Annotated in this window: 20 protein-coding genes and 1 pseudogene; 6 read left to right on the top strand and 15 right to left on the bottom strand. The window is 72.5% G+C overall.

All coding sequences use genetic code 11. The features are described from left to right. Nucleotides 1–39 precede the first annotated feature (39 nt). The 4 genes from NQU55_RS05650 to NQU55_RS05635 all read right to left on the bottom strand — a co-directional run bounded on the left by NQU55_RS05650 (nt 40) and on the right by NQU55_RS05635 (nt 5,246). The gene (locus tag NQU55_RS05650) at nt 40–1,155 is read right to left on the bottom strand and encodes an alpha/beta hydrolase (protein ID WP_168091446.1); all 1,116 of its coding nucleotides are present in this window, start codon (nt 1,153–1,155) and stop codon (nt 40–42) included. 206 nt (nt 1,156–1,361) lie between these two features. Further along, nucleotides 1,362–2,045 (bottom strand): LuxR C-terminal-related transcriptional regulator, encoded by a 684-nt coding sequence (locus NQU55_RS05645; RefSeq protein ID WP_168091447.1) that lies wholly within the window; start codon nt 2,043–2,045, stop codon nt 1,362–1,364. Continuing rightward, on the bottom strand, nt 2,042–3,322 hold the full coding sequence (locus tag NQU55_RS05640; RefSeq protein WP_168091448.1) for an ATP-binding protein: 1,281 nt from the start codon (nt 3,320–3,322) through the stop codon (nt 2,042–2,044). Before NQU55_RS05640 ends, NQU55_RS05645 begins: the two co-directional genes overlap by 4 nt. A gap of 112 nt (nt 3,323–3,434) precedes the next feature. Continuing rightward, nucleotides 3,435–5,246: a protein kinase domain-containing protein gene (locus NQU55_RS05635; protein WP_256789916.1), complete on the bottom strand. Its 1,812-nt coding sequence runs from the start codon at nt 5,244–5,246 to the stop codon at nt 3,435–3,437. A gap of 144 nt (nt 5,247–5,390) precedes the next feature. On the opposite strand from NQU55_RS05635, the gene NQU55_RS05630 reads away from it, so the two are divergent. Both NQU55_RS05630 and NQU55_RS05625 read left to right on the top strand, forming a co-directional pair. Beyond that, the gene (locus tag NQU55_RS05630; RefSeq protein ID WP_168091449.1) at nt 5,391–6,695 is read left to right on the top strand and encodes a PspC domain-containing protein; all 1,305 of its coding nucleotides are present in this window, start codon (nt 5,391–5,393) and stop codon (nt 6,693–6,695) included. Next, entirely contained in the window at nt 6,682–6,894 is a 213-nt protein-coding gene (locus tag NQU55_RS05625; protein WP_168091450.1) for a hypothetical protein, read from the top strand. The genes NQU55_RS05630 and NQU55_RS05625 overlap by 14 nt, the downstream gene beginning before the upstream one ends. Nucleotides 6,895–7,286: 392 nt before the next feature. Here NQU55_RS05625 and NQU55_RS05620 read toward each other — a convergent pair. The 6 genes and pseudogenes from NQU55_RS05620 to guaA all read right to left on the bottom strand — a co-directional run. Continuing rightward, nucleotides 7,287–7,736: pseudogene (locus tag NQU55_RS05620) on the bottom strand (DoxX family protein); the annotation flags it as partial. A 194-nt stretch (nt 7,737–7,930) separates the two neighbouring features. Further along, a complete protein-coding gene (locus NQU55_RS05615; RefSeq protein ID WP_168091451.1) occupies nt 7,931–8,968 on the bottom strand; it encodes a L,D-transpeptidase in 1,038 nt (345 codons plus the stop codon). A gap of 268 nt (nt 8,969–9,236) precedes the next feature. Further along, nucleotides 9,237–10,031, bottom strand: a complete 795-nt coding sequence (locus NQU55_RS05610; RefSeq protein WP_168091452.1) for a class II aldolase/adducin family protein — start codon at nt 10,029–10,031, stop codon at nt 9,237–9,239. A 116-nt stretch (nt 10,032–10,147) separates the two neighbouring features. Beyond that, nucleotides 10,148–11,059 carry an alpha/beta fold hydrolase gene (locus NQU55_RS05605; RefSeq protein WP_168091453.1) on the bottom strand — a complete coding sequence of 304 codons (912 nt, stop codon included), beginning with the start codon at nt 11,057–11,059 and terminating at the stop codon, nt 10,148–10,150. Between the two features lie 123 nt (nt 11,060–11,182). After that, entirely contained in the window at nt 11,183–11,794 is a 612-nt protein-coding gene (locus tag NQU55_RS05600) for a Uma2 family endonuclease (RefSeq protein WP_168091454.1), read from the bottom strand. Between the two features lie 130 nt (nt 11,795–11,924). After that, nucleotides 11,925–13,526, bottom strand: a complete 1,602-nt coding sequence (gene guaA / locus NQU55_RS05595) for a glutamine-hydrolyzing GMP synthase (RefSeq protein ID WP_168091455.1) — start codon at nt 13,524–13,526, stop codon at nt 11,925–11,927. A gap of 329 nt (nt 13,527–13,855) precedes the next feature. Here guaA and NQU55_RS05590 point away from each other — a divergent pair, with 329 nt between their 5' ends. Beyond that, entirely contained in the window at nt 13,856–14,215 is a 360-nt protein-coding gene (locus NQU55_RS05590; RefSeq protein WP_168091456.1) for a chorismate mutase, read from the top strand. An 819-nt stretch (nt 14,216–15,034) separates the two neighbouring features. Here NQU55_RS05590 and NQU55_RS05585 read toward each other — a convergent pair. Beyond that, nucleotides 15,035–15,316: a hypothetical protein gene (locus NQU55_RS05585; protein ID WP_168091443.1), complete on the bottom strand. Its 282-nt coding sequence runs from the start codon at nt 15,314–15,316 to the stop codon at nt 15,035–15,037. Nucleotides 15,317–15,410: 94 nt separating this feature from the next. Here NQU55_RS05585 and NQU55_RS05580 point away from each other — a divergent pair, with 94 nt between their 5' ends. Beyond that, complete coding sequence (locus NQU55_RS05580) at nt 15,411–16,070, top strand: LAETG motif-containing sortase-dependent surface protein (RefSeq protein WP_168091457.1); 660 nt, start codon at nt 15,411–15,413, stop codon at nt 16,068–16,070. A gap of 84 nt (nt 16,071–16,154) precedes the next feature. Here NQU55_RS05580 and NQU55_RS05575 read toward each other — a convergent pair whose 3' ends face one another. From NQU55_RS05575 to NQU55_RS05560, 4 genes are all read right to left on the bottom strand, one after another. Then, on the bottom strand, nt 16,155–18,053 hold the full coding sequence (locus NQU55_RS05575; RefSeq protein ID WP_168091458.1) for a GMC family oxidoreductase N-terminal domain-containing protein: 1,899 nt from the start codon (nt 18,051–18,053) through the stop codon (nt 16,155–16,157). A 44-nt stretch (nt 18,054–18,097) separates the two neighbouring features. Next, nucleotides 18,098–19,756 (bottom strand): succinic semialdehyde dehydrogenase, encoded by a 1,659-nt coding sequence (locus tag NQU55_RS05570; protein ID WP_168091459.1) that lies wholly within the window; start codon nt 19,754–19,756, stop codon nt 18,098–18,100. Between the two features lie 74 nt (nt 19,757–19,830). After that, entirely contained in the window at nt 19,831–21,633 is a 1,803-nt protein-coding gene (locus NQU55_RS05565; RefSeq protein ID WP_168091460.1) for a serine/threonine-protein kinase, read from the bottom strand. A gap of 69 nt (nt 21,634–21,702) precedes the next feature. After that, nucleotides 21,703–23,235 (bottom strand): serine/threonine-protein kinase, encoded by a 1,533-nt coding sequence (locus tag NQU55_RS05560; protein WP_168091461.1) that lies wholly within the window; start codon nt 23,233–23,235, stop codon nt 21,703–21,705. 769 nt (nt 23,236–24,004) lie between these two features. Here NQU55_RS05560 and NQU55_RS05555 point away from each other — a divergent pair. After that, a complete protein-coding gene (locus tag NQU55_RS05555) occupies nt 24,005–24,307 on the top strand; it encodes a response regulator transcription factor (protein WP_206328983.1) in 303 nt (100 codons plus the stop codon). A 67-nt stretch (nt 24,308–24,374) separates the two neighbouring features. Further along, entirely contained in the window at nt 24,375–24,548 is a 174-nt protein-coding gene (locus NQU55_RS05550; RefSeq protein ID WP_168091463.1) for a plantaricin C family lantibiotic, read from the top strand. The last annotated feature ends 21 nt before the right edge of the window (nt 24,549–24,569 follow it).

Raw genomic sequence — 24,569 nt, 5'->3', positions numbered from 1 at the left:
CGGCCGGATCCCGGCCGAACCCCGCCGGTCCCTGCCGGGCTACGGCTTGATCTGCTGCGAGAGCCAGCGGAAGACGTCGGGGACCTGCCGCTTCCACACGGCCGTGCCGTGGCCGCCCGCGCCCGCGGGGACCTTGGTCACGTGCACCGTCGTCGGCGGCTTGGCCGCCTGCTTGAGCGCCACGCCGCCCTGGTAGCCGTCGCCCTCCGCGCCGGAGACGAACAGCGCCACGTGCGGCGGGGTCTTGGCCCGCTGGAGCATCTTCAGGACGTTGTTCTCGTCGCGCAGCTCGGGCGTCTTCGCCGTCAGCGAGGAGGGCTCGCCGGCGGGGTCGTTGTAGCCGGAGAGGCTGACGCCGGCGCGGTAGCGGTCGGGGTGGGCGACGGCCAGCTTGGCGGCGCAGTGCGCGCCCGCCGAGTAGCCCGCGACGGCCCATCCCTCGGGCTTCTCCTGCGCGCGGAAGGTGTCCGTGACCATCTTGCGGACGTCGACGCTGAGCCAGGTGTCGGCGTTGACCTTGCCGGTGATGTTGGCGCAGCCGGTGTCCACGTCGCCGAGGAGCGTGGTGCGCGGGGCCACGATGATGAAGGGCTCGACCTCGCCCTTCTCCATCATCGGCTTGAGCTGGCTGTTGACCTCCAGCGTGCCGAACCAGGCCTTCGCCGAGCCGGGGAAGCCCGGGAGGACCTCGACCACGGGGAACCTCCTGTCCTTGTACGCGGGGTCGTCGTACTGCGGCGGCAGCCAGACGTAGACCTCGCCCTCCACACCCGATATGCGGCCCTTGAACTGGGTCTCCTGCACGCCCGGGCCCATCCGCCTGTCGGACGCGGGCTTGAACTTCTGCGGGTTCCTGGGGGCCGCGTCGAGGTTCTTGCCGCCGGTGCCGTCCGGGCCGAGGTCGGCCGCGGTCCGGACGTGGTCGCCGGTGCCGAGGAGGTCGTCCCAGTTGTCGAAGAGCCCGTTGGCGTTGTTGACCATCACGAAGACCATGGCTATGGCCGTGACCTGGGCGAACAGCAGCATGAGCAGCCGCGCCGCGTGCCGTACGAGCTTGGGGCCGCCGATCCTGCCCCACAGCGTGAGCGGCAGCACGAGCGCCACCACGACCAGCGCGACCGTGGTGAGGAGGAAGGGGGTCCCCGTCAGGCTCATCGGGCTCTCGTTTCGGATCTCGGGCCCCGCGCGGGGCCGGGGCCCTGCGTGAGTGAGAGCCTCTCGTCCGTTCAAGAGTGCGAGCGGGGCGCCGGGGTTCCGCCCCTCCCCCGGCGGGAGCCGGGCTTATCCGAAATCGGACCGGAAGGGCGGCGTTCCCTTGCGGGATCCGCGGCGAGGGTCCCGCCGCGGATCCGGGGGCGGGATCAGACCAGGCGCCGGGCCGTCGCCCACCGGGTCAGCTCGTGGCGGTTGGAGAGCTGGAGCTTGCGCAGCACCGCCGAGACGTGCGACTCGACCGTCTTCACCGAGATGAACAGCTGCTTGGCGATCTCCTTGTAGGCGTAGCCGCGGGCGATCAGGCGCAGCACCTCGCGTTCGCGCTGGGTGAGCCGGTCGAGGTCCTCATCGACGGGCGGGGCGTCGGTGGAGGCGAAGGCGTCGAGGACGAAGCCGGCCAGCCGCGGCGAGAAGACGGCGTCGCCGTCCTTGACGCGGAAGACGGCGTCGACCAGATCCGCGCCGGTGATGGTCTTGGTGACGTAGCCGCGGGCGCCGCCGCGGATGACGCCGATGACGTCCTCCGCGGCGTCGGAGACGGACAGGGCCAGGAAGCGGACCGGGCGCTCGGCGTCGGCCATCAGGGGCGCGCAGCGGCGCAGCACCTCGACCCCGCCGCCGCCGGGGAGGTGGACGTCGAGGAGGACGACCTCGGGGCGGGTGGCCGTGATGACGGTGACCGCCTGGTCGACGTCGGCGGCCTCGCCGACGACCTCGACGCCCGTCCGGTCGGTGGCCCCGATCTCGGCCTGCACGCCCGTACGGAACATCCGGTGGTCGTCCACCAGCACGACCCGTGCGTGGCGCTGCACCGTCTCTTCGGTCGTCATGACGCGTTCTCCGCCCTCTCCATTTCCAGCTCCACTTCGGTTCCCCCACCGGGCACGGACCGCAGTCTCGCCGTGCCGCCGTTGCGCTGCATCCGGCCGATGATGGATTCGCGGACGCCCATGCGGTCGTCCGGCACCGCGTCCAGGTCGAAGCCGGGGCCGCGGTCGCGCACGGAGAGGAAGACCGTACGCCCCTCGACCTCGGCGTACACCTGGACGGCGCCGCCTTCGCCACCGTACTTGGCGGCGTTGACCATGGCCTCACGGGCGGCTTGCATCTGGGCGGCCAGGCGCTCGTCCAGCGGGCAGTCGCCGACGACGACCACCTCGATGGGCACCCCGTGGTAGTCCTCGACCTCGGCCGCGGTGGCCTTGACGGCCTCGGCGAGGGTGTCGGGCTGCTCGGCCTCGTCCTTCCCGCGGCCCTCGGGCCGGTAGAGCCAGGCGCGCAGCTCGCGCTCCTGGGCCCGGGCCAGGCGGGCGACCTCACGGGCGTCCTCGGCGTTGCGCTGGATCAGGGTGAGGGTGTGCAGGACGGAGTCGTGGACGTGGGCCGCGACCTCGGCGCGCTCCTGGGCCCGGATGCGCATCGTGCGCTCGGCGGAGAGGTCCTGGGTCATGCGCACCAGGGAGGGACCGGCCAGCAGCGCTATGCCGACCAGGACCGCCAGCGACGCCTGCAGGACGGTGCCCAGGTGCGCGGCGGAGCCCTGGAGGACGACGATGCCCGTGACGCCGGCGGCGGCGAGGACCACGCCGGCCGCGGCGCGCGCGAGCGGCAGGACCCGCTTGCTGCGGCCGACCTCCATCCAGTGGGCCCGGCGGGCGTTGTCGGCCTGGCGCCAGACGAGGGCGACGCCCGCGCAGACGAGCAGCAGCGGCCAGATGTAGGCGTTGGCGCGGCCGAGGTGGAGGTTGTCCACGAAGATCGCGGCGCCGATGACCAGGGCGACGAGCGCGACGACCTGCCCGCGGTCCGGCTTGCGGGCGAAGAGGCGCCGGCGGCCGTCGGAGCCCGTCTCGGCGGAGGCCCGGCGCGGGGCGTCGACGCCGCCCACCCCGAGCGGCACCACGAACCAGAACACCGCGTACAGCACGGCGCCCATCCCCTGGGCCATCAGCAGCGCCACGAAGACCAGGCGCACCCAGGAGACCGGCAGGCCCAGGTGCCCGGCGAGCCCGCGCGCGACACCGCCGAGCATGCGGCCCTCGGCGCTGCGGTAGAGCTTGCGCAGGGGTGGGCCGTCGGGGTGCTGCGGGCGGGCGGGGGCGGTCATGTACTGATCGTCACATGTCCGCGGGGGCCGCGGCATCAGGGTTCGCCCCTGACGGGACCCCTACTGGTGACGGGGCGTCCGGCGGCGACGGGGTGCCTGCCGGTGACCGGATCTACCGGGCGTCGGGCCGGAACCCTTCGCGCACCACGTCGAAGACCTGGCTGTGCTTGTGCCAGTCGGCCTTGGGCGCCGAGAGGTAGATCGCGTACTCCTTCCCGCCCGGGCGGCCGAACCCGAGGTCGGCGGCCCGGTACTCGCGCGCCCGGCCCTGCCAGGTGAACTCCCAGATCGCCGCGGGCAGCCCGCGGTACTCCGTGCCCTGCATGCGCAGCTGGTGGTAGCCGGGCAGCTTGCCCTCCTTGACCGACTTCGTCTCGTCGTCCTTCCAGCGCTGGAGCGGGTCGCTGCTCGCGAGGTCGAAGACGGAGACCCGCAGGCCCACCAGGCCGCTCGGGTCGATGTAGAGGATCTCGTCGCTCTCCTTGAGCTTCCCGCGCTTCCAGCCGTCCGGCACGGGGAAGGAGACGCCGGCCGCCTTCTCCGTCACCAGGTGGTAGCCGCGCGGCGGGTCCGGCACCGGTGACGGGGCCGCGCTCTTCTTCTCGCCCGGGCTCGCAGAGGCTTCCTGGCCGGACGCGGCGCGCGGGGCGGGGTCGTCGTCCTCCTGGTCGCCGCCGGTCATGAAGTACGCGCCGGCCGCGATGCCCGCGACGGTGACGAGAACCAGGGCGCTCCACAGGACGGGGCGGTGGCTGCGGCCCGTGCGCGCGGTACGGCCGGCGCGGGCGCCGCCCCCGGCCTTCGTGTCCGGGTCCGGGCCCGGGGCCGGGCCGGCAGCGGCAGGCGCCGCAGTTGCGGCTGTCGCCACGGCCGTGGCCGTGGCATCGGCGGCCGCAGGGGCCGGCGCGGGCACGGGGGCCGCGGTCTCCACCGGAACGGCCGGGGCCGCCCGCGGGGCCGGCACGGCCGGCACCGTCGCCGCGGTCCGCCCGGCCGCCGTGGTGCCGCGGTCCGCCGCGTCGTCCCAGGGGCCGCGCGCGGGGGTGCGGCGCTGCTCCGCCGCGGGCAGGTGGGCGGTGTCCGACTCGGCGGCGGGCTCGCGCAGGATCTGCTCGGCCAGGTCGGCCGGGGGCCGCACGGCCGGGTCCTTCGCGAGCAGGGTCTCGATGAGGCGGGTGAGCGCGCCCGCGCGGCGCGGCGGCTCCAGGGGGTCCATGGCGATCGCGTAGGCCGTCTCCACGGCCGTGTCCTTGCGGAACGGCGGGCGGCCCTCCAGCGCCTGGTACAGCGTCGCGCCCAGGGCCCACAGGTCGGACGCGGGGCCGGGCTTGGCGCCCTTGACGCGCTCGGGCGCGATGTAGTCGATCGAGCCGACCATCTCGCCGGTCTTGGTGAGGGTGGAGGTGCCGGTGGACTGGGCGATGCCGAAGTCGGTGAGGACGACGCGGCCGTCGTGGCCGAGCAGGACGTTGCCCGGCTTCACGTCGCGGTGCAGCACGCCGGCCGCGTGGGCCGCGCGCAGGGCGGCGATCATGCCGCGCCCGATGCGGGCGGCCTCGTCCGGGGTGACGGTCCCGTGCTTGAGGACGTCGCCGAGCGTCCTGGAGGGTACGTACTCCATGACGATGCAGGGCAGGCCCCGGTCGTCGACGACGTCGTGGACGACGACCACGTTGGGATGGGTGATCCGGGCGGCGCTGCGGGCCTCGCGGCGGGTGCGCTCGTAGAGCGTGGCGAGCTCGTCGTCGTCCAGGTACGGCGAGACGTGGATCTGCTTGAGCGCGACCTGACGGTCCAGCAGCTCGTCCTGGGCGCGCCAGACCGTACCCATCCCGCCGCGGCCTATCCGGTCGACGAGGCGGTACCGCCCGGCGACCAGCCGACCGGTGTCCGGCCCCGGCCCGGACACCGCCTGTCCGGACACTGACCCATCCACCCCGAAGCCCTCCGGTTCCCCTGCTGTGCTGTGTCGCGACACGATATACGGCACCTTCTCAGGGGCGATCTCAGGGAACGGCCAGGGTTGCCGGGTGTGCCACAAGCGCGTTCCGATTGACACCATGTCCATATGACCGACACACCCAACACCCAGGACGCGCATCAGGCGGGTCCGGTTCACGGTGATCCGCAGGACGCCCGGCCCCCGCTGCGGCGCAGCCGGGAGCACAAAGTGGTGTCCGGCGTGTGCGGCGGCCTCGGCCGCTTCTTCGACGTCGATCCCGTGATCTTCCGGGTGGTGCTCGGTGTGCTGGCCGTCTCCGGCGGCCTGGGTCTGATCCTCTACGGCTTCGCGTGGCTGCTGATCCCCCTGGACGGGGAGGAGGAGAACGAGGCCCGGAGGATGCTCTCGGGCCGGGTCGAGGGCCCCGCGCTGACAGCGGTGCTGTGCGCGCTGGTGGGCTGCGGCCTGTTCCTGTCGATGCTCAACAACAGCGCGGTGATGTCGTTCGCGCTGATGCTGACCATAGTGATGGCGGGGGCGGCCTACTGGTCGTACCACCGGCACGAGCCCGAGGCCGAGGCTGCCGTCGCCGCGGCCCAGAAGGCGCAGAAGACGTCGGCTCCCCCGCCCGAGACCAAGGCACCGCCCGCCCCGGGCGGCCCCTCCTGGTGGCGCGACCCGATCATCAAGGACGGCACGACGGGCCCGCTGGGCGCCGAGACCGGCTATCTGTGGGGTCCTGACGACGAACCGCAGGACGGGCGCGAACGGCCCCCGGCCCGGCTCCGCCAGGCCCGCGCCGGCACGCCGCTCGGCGGCTGGACGTTCCTGACCGCCGTCGTCGCCTTCTGCCTCGGCGCAGGCCTCACCTGGCGCCACCACCCGCTCGGCACCTGCCTGGAAGCCGGCCTGGCCTGTGCGCTGGCCGTCTTCGGCCTGGGCATCGCCGTCAGCTCCCGCTACGGGCGCACCGGCGGCGGCACCGTCGTCGCCGCCGTCCTCACCGGCGCCCTGCTGGCGGGCGCGGCCGCCCTGCCCAAGTCCGTCTCCACGGACTGGACGCGCACCACCTGGCGCCCGGACGCCGTCGCCGCGGTGCGCGAGGAGTACCGGGTGGGCAGCGGCGTGGGCGTGCTCGACCTCACCGGCCTGGCCTGGCCGCGGGCCGGCACGGTCGCCACCCGCGCGGAGGTGGGCGCGGGCCGGCTCAGGCTGGTCGTCCCGGAGGACGTCACGGCGCGGATCACCCTGGACGTGGGCGTGGGCGACATCCGCCTGCCCGGCGAGGCGCGCGACGACGTCGACGTCCGGCCGGGGCAGAAGAAGCGGACGACGCTGGAGCCCGCCTCCGGGAAGCCGTCCCGCGGAACGCTGGAGGTCCTGCTCAAGGTCGGTATCGGTCAGGTGGAGGTGGACCGTGGGTCGTCATGACTTCGAGCCGGGCAAGCTGGTCGTCGGGCTGGTCCTGCTGGGGTGCGCCGTCGCGTATCTGGGGGCGGCCCGCGGGGATCTGCACTTCCCTTCGTACATGCTGCTGCCGGTGCTGGGAGCGGGCTTCTGCCTGGCGGGCGTGGTGTCGTCCGTGGCCTTCGCCGTCCGCCGGAGGAGGGACCCGGACCGGGAGCGGTAGCCGCTCGCGCGGACACCGGACCGCCCCCGGCGGCGCGGGCACCGAGCCCCACTGCTGACGGACGCTGCTGCTGACGGGCGCGGGCGCACGGTGGCGGCTCCCCCGCCCCCGGCACCCACGGCCGACCCACAGTCGGCTCGCAGCCGGCCCACAGCCGACCTGCCGCCTACCGCTTACGCCCGGCCGGACCCGCGCGGCGCCTTGCCGGACGGCTTGCCCGCCGACTTGGCCGTGGACCTGGCCGCCGGCTTCGCGGACGGCTTCCCCGGCGACTTGGCGGCAGGCTTCCCGGACGGCTTTGCCGACGGCCTCGCGGGCGGCTTGGCGGGCGACTTGGCCCGCGGCTTGCGCGAGGGCTTTCGCGCCGGCTTGCGGGATGCCCGCAGCGGCCCCGCGTCCACCGACCACACCGGCGCCCCCGCCACCACCAGCGGCAGCCACGCCATCAGGTAGATCAGGTCGTTGCCGTAGAAGTAGGGCGTCGTCTGCCAGCTGACGGTCAGCCAGAGGCTGAGGGATATGAGCGCGCCGCCGGCCGCGGCGACGCGGGCGAATATGCCGAAGAGCGTCCCGACGCCCACCGCGAACTCGCCCAGGCCCATCGCATAACCGAAGCCCTCGGGGTCCTTCAGGGCCAGGTCGACCAGGCCCGGGACGGCGGACGAGCCGCGGACCGTACGCATCAGCTCGCCGATCGAGCCGGGCCCGCTGTCCGCCAGGAAGCCGGAGTCCGTGATCTTGTCGAGGCCCGCGTAGATGAAGGTGATGCCGAGGAAGATGCGCAGGGGCAGCAGTGCGTACTGCGCGCTGTCCCCCTGCTTTCCGCGCCCGATGAAGCCCATGGCGTCCGCCGCCTCTCCGTTCCGTCGTCGACGAGCCCGACTGGTCGTCATCCGAACCATACGGACGGAAGGCTGAACGCGTTCAGCCCTGTGGATAAACCCGGATACCGGGGCAGGTCCCGAGGTCAGAGCCCCGCAGCGAACCGCAGCGAACCGCGGCGGACCGCAGCGAGGGCGGCGAGGGCCGCGGGCGGTCAGGCCCCGGTGCGGACGCCGAGGGCGCTGCCCTCCAGCCACTCCTGCCAGCTGATGTTCCAGTCGCCGTAGCCGTTGCCGAAGCGGTCCATCGGCTTCGGCTTGGTGCTGCCGGTGACCTGGACGACGTCGCCCTTCAGGCTCAGCCCGTACAGCCACTTGGCGTCTTCCGTCGACATGCCGATGCAGCCGTGGCTGACGTTCTCCTTGCCGAACGACTCGGCGTTGTCGGGGGCCGCGTGCACGTACTCGCCGCTGATCGTCTCGCGCATGCTGTAGTCGTACGACCCGAAAAAGCCGTCGGGGTGGTTGCGCGGGATGCCGATGGAGAGCGAGTCCATGACGACCCGGCCCTCCTTGGCGAGGATCGTCTTGATGCCCTCGCGCGTCCCGAAGCCCTTGCTCTCGTCGCCGCCGCTGACCGGGATCGTGCGCAACGTCCTGCCGTTGCGGACGACGGTCAGCTTGCGGGCCTTGAGGTCGACGGTGCTGACCATCGAGTCGCCGACGGTGAAGGAGACCGTGCGGTCGCCGGCGGCGGCCGTGCCCTCGGCGAGCTGCACGCCCGCCAGCCGGGCGTCCAGGGTGACCTTGGTCCCGGCGGGCCAGTACTTCTCGGGACGGAAGTGGACCCGGGTGTCGCCCTTGGTCTCGTTCCAGTGCCAGGCGCCCGGGACCCGCGGCGAGGTGGAGACCTTCAGCCGGCCCTCGATGCCCGCACGCAGCTCCTTGGAGACCTTCTGCTGCTTGAAGACCAGGGCGATGGGCTGACCGACGCCGACCTTCTCGCCGTTGGCGGGGGCCATCTCGGGCCGGACGGTCCGCGCGGCACCGGGCAGCATCTTCGCCGCCGGCGCGGGCTTCTCCGTCACGGGGGCCGCCGGGGGCGAGGCCGAAGACGCCGAGGACGCGGACGGCGAGGACGCCTTCCGGCCCGCCTTCTCCTCGGCCTCCGCGCCGCCGCCGCATCCGGTGACGGCCAGGCCCGCGAGGGCCAGGGCGGCGGACAGCCCGACGCAACGGGAGAGGCGGTGCATGGTTCTCCTACCAGGTTCTGATCATCCGGGCGCGACAGCCCTTCAGGCATGCAGGAGCCGAGGCGGCTACGCCCCGGCTCCTGCCCATCGTAAGCAGGGCGAATACCCTGAAACGGCGCCCGGAAGAACGAGCGACCCCCGCCGACAGGAGGGGGTCGCAGACCCTCCCGGGCCGCAGGCCTCTCCCGGATCACGGGCGGCCTCCCGGATCGCGAGCGGCCTCCCGGATCACGGGCGGCCTCCCGGACACGGCGACCTCCCGGTCGGCTCAGCCCAGCAGCTCCGGCTCGCTCCGCGTGATCTGCTGGTACAGCGGCTGGTAGTTGATCCACGCCGCCAGGTCGTTGCCGAGCTGGCCGCGCGTGTGCCGGGCGCTCGCCTGGTCGATGAGGACGGGCTTCCCGGCCGCCTTCGCCGCGAGCTGCACCTGGCAGGAGCGCTCCATGGTGATGAACCACCACGCGGCCGCGTCCACGGAGTCGCCCACGGTCAGCAGCCCGTGGTTGCGCAGGACGACCGCCTTGTGCGGCCCGAGCGCCGTGGCGATCCGGCGCCCCTCCTCCTCGTCCACCACGACGCCCGTGTAGTCGTCGAAGAGGGCGTGGTCCTCGTAGAAGGCGCACACGTCCTGGGTGATCGGCTCCAGCAGCTCCCCCAGCGCGGACAGCGCCCGGCCGTACGTGGAGTGGCTGTGCGCGGCGGCGACGACGTCGGGCCGGGCCTTGTGGACCTGCGAATGGATCGCGAACGCCGCCTGGTTGACGTGGTACCGGCCCTCGACGACCTGCCCCTTGTGGTTCACGAGGATCAGGTCGCTCACGGTGACGTGCTTGAACGACATCCCGAACGGGTTGACCCAGAAGTGATCGGTGAACTCGGGGTCGCGCGCGGTGATGTGCCCCGCGACCCCCTCCTCGAACCCGAGGCGCCCGAAGAGCCGCAGCGCCGCCGCGAGCCGCTCCTTGCGGTGCCGCCGCTCGTCCTCGGCGGTCTCGTGCTTGGGCGGCATGGCGAAGTGGAGCTGATCGGCGGGGATCGGTTCCGGTGCTGTTGCCTGCGACATGGCGGTGCTCCTCCGGTCGTTCCTGTTGTTCCGGTCGTTCCGGTCGTTCCGGTCGTTCCGTTCCGTTCCGTGGCTACGGAACGGAAGCTACCGCCGGGTACCCGCCGGGAACAGGCCTACGACGCGGCGGGCGCCGCCGACGCGGCCGCGGTGTGCTCCAGGATCGCCCCGGCCAGCGGCCCCAGGCTCTCGCGCGGCAGCGCGTGCCCCATGCCCGGCATGGCCACCGTCCGGGCGTTGCCGGTCACTTGGGCGATGTGACGGGCGTGGGCCGGCGGGAAGACGGGCTCGGCGGAGGCCTCGGTCACCAGCGTGGGAACGGTGTTGCGCGCCAGCTCCTCCGTACGTTCCATGCCGGAGTGATCGGCGCGGCCGTGGGCGGTGGAGACGTCGTACCGCCCCGCGTGCTCGATGATCCGCCGCTCGCGCTCGCGCATCTCGTCGGCGTGGAAGGGGAGTTCCTCGCCGCTCAGGAGCCGCCAGTGCGCCACGCGCCGGTCGAGCTCGGCGCCCAGGCCGTGGTCCTCCACCGGCCGGGCCCACATCTCCAGGACGCGCGGGTCGATGCCCGGCAGGTCGGCGACGGCGGTCTCCGTACCGTCGGCCTCGACGAGCGGCCTCCCGCTCAGCGCGCACGTGCCGATGAGGGTGGCGCTGAGGATGCGGTCCGGGTGATCGGCGAGCAGCAGCTGCGCCAGCATGCCGCCGAGCGACATGCCGACGATGTGGGCGCGCTCGGCGCCGTGGGCGTCCAGGACGGCGAGGGCGTCGTCCGCGAGGTCGGTGATGCGATAGGGCTGCTCGTCGTAGGACCAGGTGGAGCGGCCGGCGTCGCGATGGTCGTAACGGATCACGCGGTGACGGGCGGCGAGGGCGTCGGTGAACTCCTCGGGCCAGGCCAGGCCGGACGCCTGGGCACCCATGATCAGCAGCAGCGGGGGCGCGTCGGCGGCGCCACGCACGTCGCTCCACAGGTGGACGCCGGGGGCGACGTCGACGGTGAGGGTCCGGATTCCGGCTCGGGGCATGACGAGTCACTTCCTGGGGTTCGTGTGCGGGTGCGGCCTCAGGAGTGACACGATACGTCTCGTCTCGCAATGTTGCCAGCGCCATCGACCTCCCCTTAGGAGACCGACACGCGACTCGCAGACTTATCCGCGATCAGGGCGACGTCGGTTGACCGCAGTGAGATCGATGTCGATACAGAAGGGGACGCTCAGCTTGAGTCTGTCGTGGTAGATGCCGGTCAGGGCATAGGACTTGGCGACGGGGTCGAGTTCATAGACGTACACGACAGGCAACCCGTCGTTCTGCTCGACCAGCCAGAAGTGCGGGATGCCTGCAGCTGCATACTTACGGGGCTTGACCTCATGATCACGCTCAACGGAGTCTTCCGAGACGACCTCGACCGCGAGGATGACGTCCTCTGGCTTGAGCCAGGTTTCTTTGGGCCCTGTGTCCGCTCCGTCTGGAACCACCAGGACATCCGGCTCCGGCCGGTTTCGCCTGTCCAGCCTGATGGTGAACTCCCGGAAGACATCGAGCTCATCCGGTGCCTGATGCAGGAGGGAATTCTCCAGCAATCGCATGGTTCGCAAATGGAACTTGGTCTGCGGGCTCACAAAGACGAGGCTCCCGTCGATCAGCTCAGTGTGCCGCGGCAAGTTCGGGAGCCGGTCGAGGTCGTCCGCCGTCCAGCCCCCTGGCGGGGGAACCGGATAGTTGTACTGCTCGTCCAGCTCGAACTCGGGTGCGGCGCTCATGGTTGCTCCCATGGGACGGAGTCTCGCCTGTACGGCCAGCGTACCCAGACGAAACGCCACCGCCGCCGCTCAAACGAATGAGCGACGGCGGTGGCGTTGACCTTAAGGCCCTACAAGAGGGCCAGGGGGATTACTCCCACTCGATGGTGCCCGGCGGCTTGCTGGTCACGTCCAGCACCACGCGGTTCACATCGGCGACCTCGTTCGTGATGCGGGTCGAGATGCGGGCCAGCACCTCGTACGGCATACGGGTCCAGTCGGCCGTCATGGCGTCCTCGGACGAGACGGGGCGCAGCACGATCGGGTGGCCGTACGTGCGGCCGTCGCCCTGGACGCCGACCGAGCGGACGTCGGCCAGGAGCACGACCGGGCACTGCCAGATCTCGCGGTCCAGACCGGCGGCGGTGAGCTCCTCGCGGGCGATGGCGTCGGCCTCGCGCAGCAGGTCCAGGCGCTCCTTGGTGACCTCGCCGACGATGCGGATGCCGAGGCCGGGGCCCGGGAAGGGCTGGCGCTGGACGATCTCGTCCGGCAGGCCGAGCTCCTGGCCGACCATGCGGACCTCGTCCTTGAAGAGCTGGCGGAGCGGCTCGACGAGCTCGAACTCCAGGTCCTCGGGGAGGCCGCCCACGTTGTGGTGGGACTTGATGTTGGCGGTGCCGGTGCCGCCGCCGGACTCCACCACGTCGGGGTAGAGGGTGCCCTGGACCAGGAAGGCGACGTCCTCGCCGCCGGCGCCGGCCTCGGCCACGATCTCGGCCTGGGCCTGCTCGAAGACGCGGATGAACTCACGGCCGATGATCTTGCGCTTGGTCTCCGGGTCGGAGACGCCGGCCAGGGCGTTCAGGAAGCGCTCCTGGGCGTCGACGACCTTGAGCTGGACGCCCGTCGCGGCGACGAAGTCCTTCTCGACCTGCTCGGTCTCGCCCTTGCGCATCAGGCCGTGGTCGACGTACACGCAGGTCAGCTGAGAACCGATGGCCTTCTGGACGAGGGCCGCGGCGACCGCGGAGTCCACGCCGCCGGACAGGCCGCAGATGGCGCGCTTGCTGCCGACCTGCTCGCGGATGGCGGCGACCTGCTCCTCGATCACGTTGCCCGTGGTCCAGGTCGGCTCGATGCCCGCGCCGCGGTAGAGGAAGTGCTCCAGGACCAGCTGGCCGTGCGTGGAGTGCATGACCTCGGGGTGGTACTGGACGCCGTAGAGCTTCTTCTCGTCGTTCTCGAAGGCGGCGACCGGCACGACGTCCGTGGAGGCGGTGACGGTGAAGCCCTCGGGCGCGGCCGAGCAGGCGTCGCCGTGCGACATCCACACCGACTGCTCCGCCGGGGTGCCCTCGAAGAGGGTCGAGCCGGTCTTGGAGACGTGCAGGGGGGTGCGGCCGTACTCGCGCGCGCCGGTGTTGTCGACGGTGCCGCCGAGCGTGGTGGCCATCAGCTGGAAGCCGTAGCACATGCCGAAGACGGGGACGCCGGACTCGAAGAGGCCGCGGGCGTCGTCGAGGCGGGGGGCGCCCTCCTCGTACACGGACGAGGGGCCGCCGGAGAGGATGATCGCCTTCGGCTTCTTGGCGAGCATCTCGGCCACGGGCATCGTGCTGGGCACGATCTCGCTGTAGACCCGCGCCTCACGGACTCGGCGGGCGATGAGCTGGGCGTACTGCGCGCCGAAGTCGACAACGAGCACCGGCTCCGCGGTGTTGTCGTGGGCGGCGGGGGGTGCTGCTGACACGGGAGCGGCCTTCCGGCGGTGGAGGAGGGGGTCTGTATTTGTCGATTCTACCGGGGCGCCGGTGCTTGCTTTTGTCTCACCATCCGAAACCCGGCCGGGCCGCCGCTGGCCCCGGCGGCGCCCGCGGGTCATACTGTCCCCCATGCGCAAGCACCAGACCTTCGTCTTTACCTATGGCAACCGGCCCGTCCGGCTGCCATGGTCGTGCTGCTTGAGCAACTGACAAGCGACTTCCACAGGCGCCCCGGGCCGACAAGGCCCGGGGCGCCTGTCGTTTTTCCCGGGTCCTGTCGCTCCGGGGGGCCGCCGCCCTTTTTGGAGGATCAGACATGAGCGCCCCCACCATCACCGGCACCGCAACCGCCACCCGTCCCGCCGCCACCGCGGCCCGTCCCACCGCCGCCGCGGCCCGCCCCGCGGCCGAGACCGGCGCCCGTACCGACGAGGCCGCCGGGGTGATCACCGGCGCCCGGCAGCGGATCGACGATCTCGACGGCAGGATCATCGGCCTCATCCAGGAACGGATGGCCGTCTCGGCCGTGATCCAGCACGAGCGCATCACCTCCGGCGGGCGCCGGGTGAACCTCTCCCGCGAGATGGAGATCATCGGCCACTACAGCGACCAGCTCGGCAAGCCTGGCACCGCGCTCGCCATGACGCTGCTGGAGCTGTGCCGGGGCCGCATCTGACTCCCCTCCGGCCCAGCCGCGTCCCCCGGGACCCCCTGGCCCCGGGCGCCCCTGGGGATCTGTACAGGTGCCGCATGCGGGTTCGGGCCGCAGGGCCGTCACATCACCCGGACGGCGCGTGACCGCCCGGCGGCCCGCCTCGTTGAGCCGGGTGCCCGCGCCATCCAGGAGCGGCCCACCTGAAATCCACGCGTGGCTTCCGCCCCTGTTCACCTGGGCGCCCGGCACCGACAGGGCGGATCCACCGGAGTGTGAGACGTGCGAGTGCGCGCGTCGTGGGACCTCACTCCGGTGCCGGTGACCGGTCAGCAGGGGACAGCAGCCCGGTTGCCACCGAAAAGACGGTCGGTTCCGGGGACGCCTGGAACCGACCGTATCCGGTCGAAACGGTTGCGCCGGGTCCGGCCCATCCCGCACGATGCCAAGAGAGCACCAACCTCCTGGTCCCGAACCGCCATTGGTCGAACCAGTGAGGCCGTACGCCCCCGCACCACCCGTACGCCCGCACCACATCCCATGACCAGCGGCGCTCCCCCCGGCGCCGCTCCGCGGCACCGACCTCGCCCTGACCTCGGTGCCGGCAGTCAAGGGCCCCGAGGCCGCCCGCACGCCCCCGCGGAGGCGGCCCGGGGCCCTTCGCCGTTCCTGCGGGCGCCGATCGGCCGGCAAGCGCCTGTACCGATCGGCCGGCAAGTACCTGTGACGTCGGTCACCCGCCCGCCCTCGGCGGCCGGGCCGTCACCGCTCCCCCTACGATGCTCATGTACGTGCCAACCAGCACGGCCACACCGCGACCTCCCCCCACCGCGACGGCCTTTTTCACTCCGCATCCGGATGGGGTGTTTCCATGAAGCTTCGCCGCGCGCTGGCAACCGCCGCCGCCACGGCCGTCATCGGCCCGGCCACGGTCCTCGCGGCCCCCCACGCCTTCGCGACGGGGGACGGGCCGGCCGCGACGACGGCATCGGCCTCCGCGTCCGCGTCCGCATCGGCCTCCGCTTCCCCATCGGCCTCGGCATCCCCCTCGGCCTCCGCATCCGCGTCCGCCTCCGCATCCGCATCTGCATCCACCGGCCGCTCCCCCAGCCCCTCCTCCAGCACCTCCGCCTCCCCGCCCGCGCCCGGCGCATCGAAGAGCTCCGCCCCGGCCTCGCCCGCCGAGGACCCCTGCCGCGCCCACACCGAGGAGAAGTGGGTGACGACCGAACTCCGCGGCCTGCCGCGGGAGATCGTCGCCGGTTCCGGCTGGCACGCCTTCACCTACCGGGCGGCCAACACGTCCGGCAGGGTCATCGCGTCCCTCTCCGCCTCGATGGAGCTGTGGTCCTGGGACCGGAAGAACCTGGAGAACGAGACCACGAAGTACATCACCGTGCAGTGGTACAACTCCGGTTCCCGCCGGTGGGAGCCCATGCCCGCCGACTACGGCTACTTCGCCGAGACGCGCAACCTCAAGCCTCGCGCGTTCGCGGAGGCGTCGCTGCGCCTGAAGGTCGACGCAAAGACCCCGGCCGGCTTCGGCGGGGCGTTCCAGACGGGCTTCTTCTCCGACCGGAGCCGCACCTGCGGCTACTCGGCCGGCGCGTACTACTACTTCGACGTCCTGGCCGCGGGCAGCAAGCCCACCACGGGCGAGGACTCCAAGGGCACGACCACCAGGCCCGGGAAGGCCGTGACGACGGTGGTCGACAAGCCGGCCCCGAAGGGCGGCCTGTCGGACCTGCCGGCGACGGGCGAGCTGGCCACGACCGGCGCGTCGTCCTCGACCCCGCTGCTCCTGGGGGTCGCCGGTGCGGCGGTCGTGGTGGGAGGCGCGGCGGTGGCCGTCGCACGGCGCGGACGCGGCTCCCGGTAGCGCCGCAGCCGACCGCCGGCCACCGGCCACCGGCCCTCGCAGCGCAGCCCGCGCCCGGGCATCAGCGGCCGAACACGCCCCTGGTCACCGACCGGACGCGCATCCCCGCCCCGGCCCGTCCGGCGGGAGCAGCGGCAGCAGCCGCAGCACCGGGCGCCCCGGCTCGAAGGGGGCGCCCGGACCGGCCGCGCCGTCACCCGTCCCGCCGGCCCCGCCCGCCCGGCCCGGCTCCAACTTCAGCTCCCCGTAGGCCCCTTCCGGCACAGCGGGGTTCACCGGCGCGACCGCCTCGATCCGCTCGTACGCCCGCCCCTGCTCCGGCCGCGGGTCCGGCTCGCCCTTGTTCGGCCAGAGGGACATGGCCCGTTCCGCCTGGGCGGTGATGGTGAGCGCCGGGTTGACGCCGAGGTTGGCGGAGACGGCCGAGCCGTCCACGACCGTGATGCCGGGATGCCCGTACAGCCGGTGGTACGGGTCGATGACGCCCTGGGAGGCGTCGGCGCCGATGGGGCAGCCGCCCAGGAAGTGCGCGGTCAGCGGGGTGCCCATCAGCTCGCCCACGTTGCTGCCGGGGAAGCCGTTGATCTCCTCGGCGATGATGCTCGCGGCCATCGTCGCGGCGGGGATCTGCTGGGGGTTGGGCGCCCCGTGCCCCTGCGTGGCGGTCAGCAGGCCCTTGCCCGGTCCCTTGCTCCTGCGGTGCGTGGTCAGGGAGTTGTCGAGGGACTGCATGACCAGCCCGATGATCGTCCGCTCGGACCAGCGCCGGTTGGAGAGCGACCTCAGCAGTTGCAGCGGGTGCCGTACGCAGCGCGCGGCGAACGCGACGGCCCGGGGCGCACGGGTGGCCACCGGCACCTGGAGGACGGACAGCGCGCCCATCGCGTTCGAGCCCTTGCCGTAGCGCACGGGCTCGATGTGGGTGTGCTCGTCGAGGTGGGCGGACGAGGTGATGGCGACGCCCTGCGTGAAGTCGGGCCGGGCCCCGCCGTGCGCCTTCCCGTAGCGGCGGTCGTCGGTCTGGGCGCCGACCAGCGCCTCGGAGTTCGTGCGCGTCAGGCGGCCCAGCCCGTCGGGGATGCGGGGCAGCAGGCCCTTGTCCTTCATGGTGTGCAGCAGGGTCTGGGTGCCGTACGTGCCGGCGGCGATCACCACCCGTTCCGCGCGCAGCACCCGCGGGCGGACGCTCCCCCGCCGCTTGTCGGTCGGGACGGTCACGACGCGGTGCCCGCCCTCGCGGTGCTCGGTCACGGCGACGACCGTGGTCATGGGGTGGACGACGGCTCCGGCCCGCTCGGCGAGGTGGAGGTAGTTCTCGTTGAGGGTGTTCTTCGCGCCGTGGCGGCAGCCGGTCATGCACTCGCCGCACTCGGTGCAGGCCCGGCGGGCGGGCCCGGCGCCCCCGAAGTAGGGGTCGGCGGTCTCCTCGCCGGGCCGGGCGCGGTGCGTGCCGTCGGCGTCCGCGCCGTCGCCGAAGAACACCCCGACCGGGGCCATGCGGAAGGTCTCCCCCACGCCCAGGCGCTCGGCCGCGGCCTTCAGGTGGACGTCGGAGGGCGTCATCGTCGGGTTGAGGCGGACGCCGAGCATGCGGCGCGCCTGGTCGTAGTACGGCCGCAGCTCCTCCTCCCAGTCGGTGATGCCGGCCCACTGCCGGTCCTGGAAGAAGGCCTTCGGCGGCACGTAGAGGGTGTTGGCGTAGTTGAGAGAGCCGCCGCCGACCCCGGCGCCCGCGAGGACCATGACGTTGCCGAGCAGGTGGATGCGCTGGAGGCCGTAGAGGCCGAGGGCGGGCGCCCACAGGTAGTTGCGCAGGTCCCAGGAGTTCCTGGGCAGCGTCTCGCGCGTGAAGCGGCGGCCCGCCTCCAGCACGCCCACGCGGTAGCCCTTCTCGCTCAGGCGCAGGGCGGACACCGCGCCGCCGAAGCCCGAACCGACGACGATCACGTCGTAGTCGTAGTCGTAGTCGAACGCTGTCACCATGGCCTCCGAACCGGGCGAACTGGTGGTGCTGAACGAACCTTTGGTCAGCGCAGGCGCAGCGCCTTCATCACCCGCAGGCTGCGCGTCATGAACTCGGCGTACTTCTCGTCGTCCAGCCCGAAGGCGGGGGCCAGCGGCATGACGCGCTGGTGGGCGACGGTCTGGGCCTCGGTGTACTTGAGGATGCCCTCCGAGCCGTGCCGGCGGCCCAGCCCCGAGTCCCCCATGCCGCCCATGGGGGACTGCGCGCTGCCGTACGCGGCCGCGTAGGCCTCGTTGACGTTGACGGTGCCGGTGCGCAGGCGCGCCGCGAGGGCCCGGCCGCGCCGCCCGTCCACGGTCCAGACGCTGGCGTTGAGCCCGTACGGGGTGGCGTTGGCCAGGGCGACGGCTTCGTCCTCGTCCTGGAAGCGGTGCACGGAGACGACCGGGCCGAACGTCTCCTCCGCGCACACGGCCATGGACGGCTCGACGCCCTCCAGGACCGTCGGCTCGTAGAAGAGGGGGCCGACGTCGGGGCGGGGCCGCCCGCCCGCGAGGACGGTGGCTCCCCGGGAGACGGCGTCCTCGACGTGCCGGGTCACGGCGTCCAGCTGCCGCTGCGAGACGAGGGAGCCCATGTCGGCGCCGTAGGCGAGGCCGGTGCCGAGCCGCAGGGCCTTCGTGCGGGCGGTGAAGCGCTCCAGGAAGGCGTCGGCGACGGACGCGTGCACGTAGAGCCGCTCGATGGAGATGCACAGCTGTCCCGCGGAGGAGAAGCAGCCGCGCACGGCGCCGACCGCGGCCTTCTCGACGTCGGCGTCGTGCAGGACCAGCATGGCGTTCTTGCCGCCGAGTTCGAGCGAGGAGCCGATCAGGCGGGCCGCGGCGCCCTGGGCGACCTCGCGGCCGGTGCGGGTGGAGCCGGTGAAGGAGACGTAGTCGGCGTGCTCGACGACGGCCGGGCCGACGACCGGTCCCTCGCCGAGGACGACCTGCCAGACCTCCTCGGGCAGCCCCGCCTCGATCAGCAGCTCGCGCGCCCACAGGGCGGTGAGGGCGGTCTGGGTGTCGGGCTTCATCACGACCGCGTTGCCGGCGGCGAAGGCGGGCAGCGCGTCGCCCACGGACAGCTCGAACGGGTAGTTCCAGGGGGCGATCTGGCCGACGACGCCGCGCGGGTGGCGCAGCTCGGCGACCTTGGTGAGGAGGGGCACGACGCCCGTGTGGGCCTTGGGCCGCAGGTAGGCGGGGCCCTTGCGCCCGTAGTGGCGGGCGGCGACGGCGACGGCCTGCACTTCCTCGTGGGCGTGGAGACGGGCCTTGCCGGTCTCCACCTGGATGAGGTCGAGGACCTCGGACTGCCGGTCGAGGAGCAGGTCGTGGAAGCGCAGCAGGACGGCGGCGCGCTCGCCCACGGGCACGCGGGCCCAGTGCGACTGCGCCTCGCGGGCGCGGGCGAAGGCTGTGGCCACGTCCTGCGGGGTGGACTGCGGCAGGTCGGCGAGCTTCCGCCCGGTGAGGGGCGTGCGGCTGACGGTGCTGCCGGAGCCGATGACTGCGCGGGTGAGCCGGGCGACGACGCCGGGGGTGACGACGTCGTCGGCGGTGCGGGCGCCGGGCGGGGCGACGGGGTTGCCTCCGGCGGCCGGCCCCGGTACGGGGGCCGCCTCCGCCGTCGTCACTGCTGCCACTTCCGGTGCGCTGTGCCGCGAGTCCGTCATACGGGGAGCGTATGACGGACCACCGCCGCTTGAATACCCGGCGGTAACCCGATCACGTCATTGATCCGGGATTATCACTTGTCCTGGATCTTCAGGTACTTGACGACGTCCTCGAAGAGCTTGTCGCCGTCCTTGCGCCCCTCGCCCTTCTCCGGCATGCGCACCTCCAGCCTCCACGTCACGGTCCTGGCCTCGTTGACGATGATCAGTTCCCGCTTCAGCGCCTTGGGGTCGGCGTCGTTGCTCCCGGACTTGCGGTACACGGTGACGACCTCGGCCGTCCGCATGCCGGGGTACGGGGTCGCCTTGACGGTGTCGGCCTTGGCGTCGTTCAGCTTGCTGCCCGGATCCGTGGTGTGGCGGGCGATGAGCCGCTTGGCCTCGGCCTCCGCCGAGCCGATGTCCTTCGGTTCGTAGCTCCCCGTGTTCTTGGCCCGCTGCTCCGCGGTGTCCTTGTCCAGCGAGATGGCGAACACGCCGCTGGGGTCCTGGAAGTAGACCCAGTTGTCGTTGCTGTCGACGGACTTCTCGTAGTCCTCGGGCACCGCCATCGACGCCCGTACGATCTCCGGCTCGTCCCGCACCTTCCAGTGCAGCGGGACGGCCGGGCCGACGGCGAAGGGGTTGACGATCAGCATCGTCGCGGCCGTGGCGACGGCCACCACGCCCACGCCGAGCCCCCACTGCGCCTTGCGGTTGCCCTGCAGTACCGGCGGGACCCACTTGCTGCCGGTGGCCTGCGGCCGGCCGGACGCGCCGAAGGCCGCCTCCCCGGCCGCCGCCGGGCGGGCGATCGCCTCCAGCGTCCGCCGGACCTCGGCCCTGCCGGGCCGGGCCGCCGGGTTCTTGTGGAGCAGGGCCATGACGAGCCCGCCCAGCACGCCCGCGCCGCGCGACGGCATCTGCGGCTCCGCGGAGAGGATGGCCTGCATGGTGGCCTGGGTGTTGGAGCGGCGGAAGGGCGAGACGCCCTCCACCGCGGAGTACAGCACGACGCCCAGCGACCACAGGTCGGACTCGGGGCCGGGCCGCTGCCCCAGGACGCGCTCGGGCGCCACGTACTCGGGCGAGCCGACGAAGGCGCCCGTCTCCGTGAGGCCCTGCTCGCCCTCGATCTGGGCGATGCCGAAGTCGGTGAGGACGACGCGGTCGTCGCGGCCCAGCAGGACGTTGTCGGGCTTGACGTCGCGGTGCAGCACGCCCGCCTCGTGGGCGGCGCCGAGCGCGTCCAGGACGGCGAGGCCGATGCGGGCGGCCTCGCGCGGGTCCAGGGTGCCGTCCGACAGCCGGTCGCCGAGCGACTGCCCGCGGACGAGCTCCATGACGATCCAGGGGCGGCCGTCCTCGACGACGACGTCGTGGACGGCGACGACCGAGGGGTGGGCGACGCGGGCCGCGGCGCGGGCCTCGCGCTGCATGCGCTGGTGGACGTTCTCCCGCATGGACGCGGGCAGGTGGTCCGGGACGCGCGGCTCCTTCACGGCGACCTCACGGTCGACGACCTCGTCGTGCGCCTTCCAGACGGTGCCCATGCCGCCGTGGCCGAGGCGGGAGATCAGCCGGTAGCGGTTGCCGACGCGGCGGCCCGCCCCGGGCTCGGGAACCGGGCCGGTGCCGGCGGCGGGGCCGGGAGCGGGAACAGCCGCGGTGGCGGCAGGGGCGGCGGGGGCGGCAGGGGCATGGGCCGCGGGGTGGGGGACGTGCGGGGGCGGCACGGGGGCGGCGTACGGGTTCGGTGCGCCCTGCGTGTGGACGCTCCCGGTGGCGCCGGGAATGCTGCTGGTCGCCGCGACCGGCGCTCTGGGTGGCTGAAGGTCGTAGCTGGTGGGCTCGCTCGCCCCGGTCGGCCCGGTCGGCCGTCCCCCGTCGTTCGTCATGGCCCCATCATTACCAAGGGGGGCCGGGCAGGCGCACCTTCGAATGCGCAAACCCCTCCCCATGCCCCTTTAGGGGCTGGATACGGGCCGGATCCGCACGAACGTGTCGAGCACGGCCCGGGCGTGCCGTCGGGCCTGCGCCGCCTTCCCCGCGGGCCCCGCCACCCACACCTCGTACATCTTGCCTCCCTCTTCCCAGCAGGTGTCGTACGTACGCACCGCCCCGCCGGCCTCCGCCTCGGGCCCGTCCCACGTGAACTCCCAGGAGGCCGCGGGGTATCCCTTGTGCGTGGTCTCGCGGACGGTGGCGGAGCGGTAGCCCGGGTAGCGGTCGGGGGCCGCGGCCGCGGCGGCGCGCAGGGTGCCCGCGGGCCCGCCGCCCTGCGGGTCCTGGATGAGGATGCCGAGGCGGAACTGCCGGTCGTGCGAGTAGTAGAAGACGCGGGGCGGTTCGAAGGAGCGGGTGAAGCCGTCGGGCACGGCCAGCGCGAAGCCCGCCGGGTCCTGCACGGCGTGGTACCCCTCCGGGGGCCGTACGGGCGCGCTCACCGGCGGTTCGCGTGTGACGGGCGGGCCGGGCGAGCGGCTGAGCGTCCCGCTGGAGACCTGCGGGGGACGGCCGTCAGCACCCTCCGCGCCGCGCTCGGCCAGCAGCACGGCGAGGCCGGCTCCCGTGCCCGCCAGGGTGACGACGGCGACGGCGGACATCAGGACGGTGCGGCTGCGCGGCACGTACGCGGGCCTGACCCGGCCGCCGTCGACCCACCCGGAGGCCAGGTAGTCGTGCAGCAGCCGCTCCGCCTCGTCGGCGCCCATCCGCCGCGCCGGGTCCCGCTCCAGCAGCCCCTGGACGACGGGCAGCAGGGGGGCCACGGCCGCCGGAGGGCGTATCTCGTCGTGGACGACGGCGTGCAGGATGCCGCCCAGCGAATCGCGCCGGAAGGGGGTGACGCCGCTGAGGGCCGCGCACATCAGCACCCCCAGGGACCACAGGTCGGACGCGGGGCCGGCCGGGCCGCCCGACATGCGCTCCGGCGCGGTGTACTCGGGCGAGCCGACGAACGCGCCCGTCTCGGTGATCGTCGTGGCGCCGCGGACCTGGGCGACGCCGAAGTCCGTCAGCACGACGCGGCCGGTCGCCGACTCCAGCAGGACGTTGGGTGGCTTGATGTCGCGGTGCAGGACGCCGCAGGCGTGCGCCGCGCGCAGCGCCGACAGCAGGGCCATGGCGATCCGCGCCGTCTCCCGCGGGCCCACCGGGCCGTCCGCGGCGAGCACTTCGGACAGCGCGCGCCCGTCCACGAGCTCCATCACGATCCACGGACGCCCGTCCTGAACGACGATGTCGTGCAGGGCGACCACGTTCGGGTGGCTGATGAGCGCGGCGGCACGGGCCTCTCTCAGGGTGCGGTCGCAGTCGGAGAGGCCGGAAGGGCAGGTGCCGGAGTCCGCGTCGTCCATGTGCAGCTCTTTGACGGCCACTTGACGGGCCAGCAGCTCATCGGTGGCACGCCATACGGTGCCCATGCCGCCGCGCCCTATCCGCCCGGACAGGCGGTACCGGCCGGCGATCAGACCATCGTGCGCAGCGAAGGTCCCCATAAGCCCATCTTGCCCCACACCTCCCCGGACCACGGCTGCTGGGAGGGTCGGGTTCCGGCCAGCTGCAGGCGCGCCTGCCGCCTCCTTTCCGTCGGAGACTTCTGTCCATTGCGTCAATCCGAACGGCGGGCATTCTTCCGCCCGCCCGGGGTAAACGGTCCACCCGAGCGCGCAATGAGCCCTCTGACATCCCCCCAAGCGGTGCAAAATTACCGCCGGTTCGGACGGTTCCCGAAACGCCTGCGATGTAGGTCACATTTGGAGCGGACCGGTGGATGATCCGGGCTTGATAGTGTCGCCCCGTGCTGGCTGACCACCAGCTGTCTTAAGGGAAAGGGGGATTCCCATGAGCATTGCGCAACGCAGGTACATTTCCGTTGCCCTGCCCACTCACCGCAGCGAACTACACCCTGATGCCGACCGGGTGTCAGGCACAGGACGGACCGGCCTCAGCCGTACGGCGGCGAACCATCGTCAGTCGATACAGGCTCTGCTTCCGGGGAAGACTCCGGTCTAGCCCGGACAGCTCCGTCCCTTTTTCGAACATCACCAAGTAACTCATTTCCTGTGGACGCCAGGGCCCACCGGCATGCCCGGACCGCCCGGCATCCCGGCATGCCCGGCACCGGGGCCCGCGCCATCGCCATGCCCTGACCAGGCATGCATGCAGGCATGCCGGAATTTCATGCGCCCGGCCGCAGGGACTGGACCCGGGCATCCATGCATCCGATGCACCGATGCCCGTGCGGATACGAGTGGGAACCATCAAATGGGCTGTTCAATCAAGGAAATTCAGACCGAGGCATGGGTGGACGCCCTCCCTCGCGTCGATCAACTGACCGCTCGGGAGCTCGAAGTCTTCACTCTTCTGTCCCATGGAAGTTCCAACCAGGCACTGGCCGACGCGCTGTTCGTCAGCGAGCGGACGGTACGCGCGCACCTCACCAGCATCGCCATCAAATTGGGGCTCGACTCACGGCTGCAACTGTGCCTGGCGTCCCACGCCCACAACCATGGCTGCTGCACGCGTCCGCTGCATATTGTCGCCGACGACAATAGCCTCGCCGCTTGACCAGGCAAGAGACTGATGCCGTAAGGGAGATGAACTCTCCACAGTCCGATGAAAGGGTGAGGCGAACATGCAGAACCGCAACGTCGACATTCTGGAAGAGATCAGCGAGCAGAACCTCGACGGTCTGAGCGCGGGCACGTTCACCATCGAGGTGGTGACCTACACCGTGGCCAGCTGGGCGCTCGGCAACAACGGCCGCCTGTGCACCGCCACCGTCGAGTGCCAGAAGAACTGCGGCTGATTTCACTGCAGCTGATTCACC

Source organism: Streptomyces telluris (assembly GCF_024519335.1).
In the GTDB taxonomy this organism is placed as follows: domain Bacteria; phylum Actinomycetota; class Actinomycetes; order Streptomycetales; family Streptomycetaceae; genus Streptomyces; species Streptomyces telluris.
This window is presented reverse-complemented; position numbering and strand designations above follow the sequence as displayed.

Excerpts from the sequence above, each read along its gene's own strand:
- NQU55_RS05600 (WP_168091454.1), bottom strand. The coding sequence starts at position 11,794 with ATGAGCGCCGCACCCGAGTTCGAGCTGGACGAGCAGTACAACTATCCG.
- NQU55_RS05550 (WP_168091463.1), top strand. The coding sequence starts at position 24,375 with ATGCAGAACCGCAACGTCGACATTCTGGAAGAGATCAGCGAGCAGAAC.
- NQU55_RS05560 (WP_168091461.1), bottom strand. The coding sequence starts at position 23,235 with ATGGGGACCTTCGCTGCGCACGATGGTCTGATCGCCGGCCGGTACCGC.
- NQU55_RS05640 (WP_168091448.1), bottom strand. The coding sequence starts at position 3,322 with ATGACCGCCCCCGCCCGCCCGCAGCACCCCGACGGCCCACCCCTGCGC.
- NQU55_RS05610 (WP_168091452.1), bottom strand. The coding sequence starts at position 10,031 with ATGTCGCAGGCAACAGCACCGGAACCGATCCCCGCCGATCAGCTCCAC.
- NQU55_RS05605 (WP_168091453.1), bottom strand. The coding sequence starts at position 11,059 with ATGCCCCGAGCCGGAATCCGGACCCTCACCGTCGACGTCGCCCCCGGC.
- NQU55_RS05630 (WP_168091449.1), top strand. The coding sequence starts at position 5,391 with ATGACCGACACACCCAACACCCAGGACGCGCATCAGGCGGGTCCGGTT.
- NQU55_RS05555 (WP_206328983.1), top strand. The coding sequence starts at position 24,005 with ATGGGCTGTTCAATCAAGGAAATTCAGACCGAGGCATGGGTGGACGCC.
- NQU55_RS05645 (WP_168091447.1), bottom strand. The coding sequence starts at position 2,045 with ATGACGACCGAAGAGACGGTGCAGCGCCACGCACGGGTCGTGCTGGTG.
- NQU55_RS05590 (WP_168091456.1), top strand. The coding sequence starts at position 13,856 with ATGAGCGCCCCCACCATCACCGGCACCGCAACCGCCACCCGTCCCGCC.
- NQU55_RS05565 (WP_168091460.1), bottom strand. The coding sequence starts at position 21,633 with ATGACGAACGACGGGGGACGGCCGACCGGGCCGACCGGGGCGAGCGAG.
- NQU55_RS05615 (WP_168091451.1), bottom strand. The coding sequence starts at position 8,968 with ATGCACCGCCTCTCCCGTTGCGTCGGGCTGTCCGCCGCCCTGGCCCTC.
- NQU55_RS05575 (WP_168091458.1), bottom strand. The coding sequence starts at position 18,053 with ATGGTGACAGCGTTCGACTACGACTACGACTACGACGTGATCGTCGTC.
- NQU55_RS05650 (WP_168091446.1), bottom strand. The coding sequence starts at position 1,155 with ATGAGCCTGACGGGGACCCCCTTCCTCCTCACCACGGTCGCGCTGGTC.
- NQU55_RS05570 (WP_168091459.1), bottom strand. The coding sequence starts at position 19,756 with ATGACGGACTCGCGGCACAGCGCACCGGAAGTGGCAGCAGTGACGACG.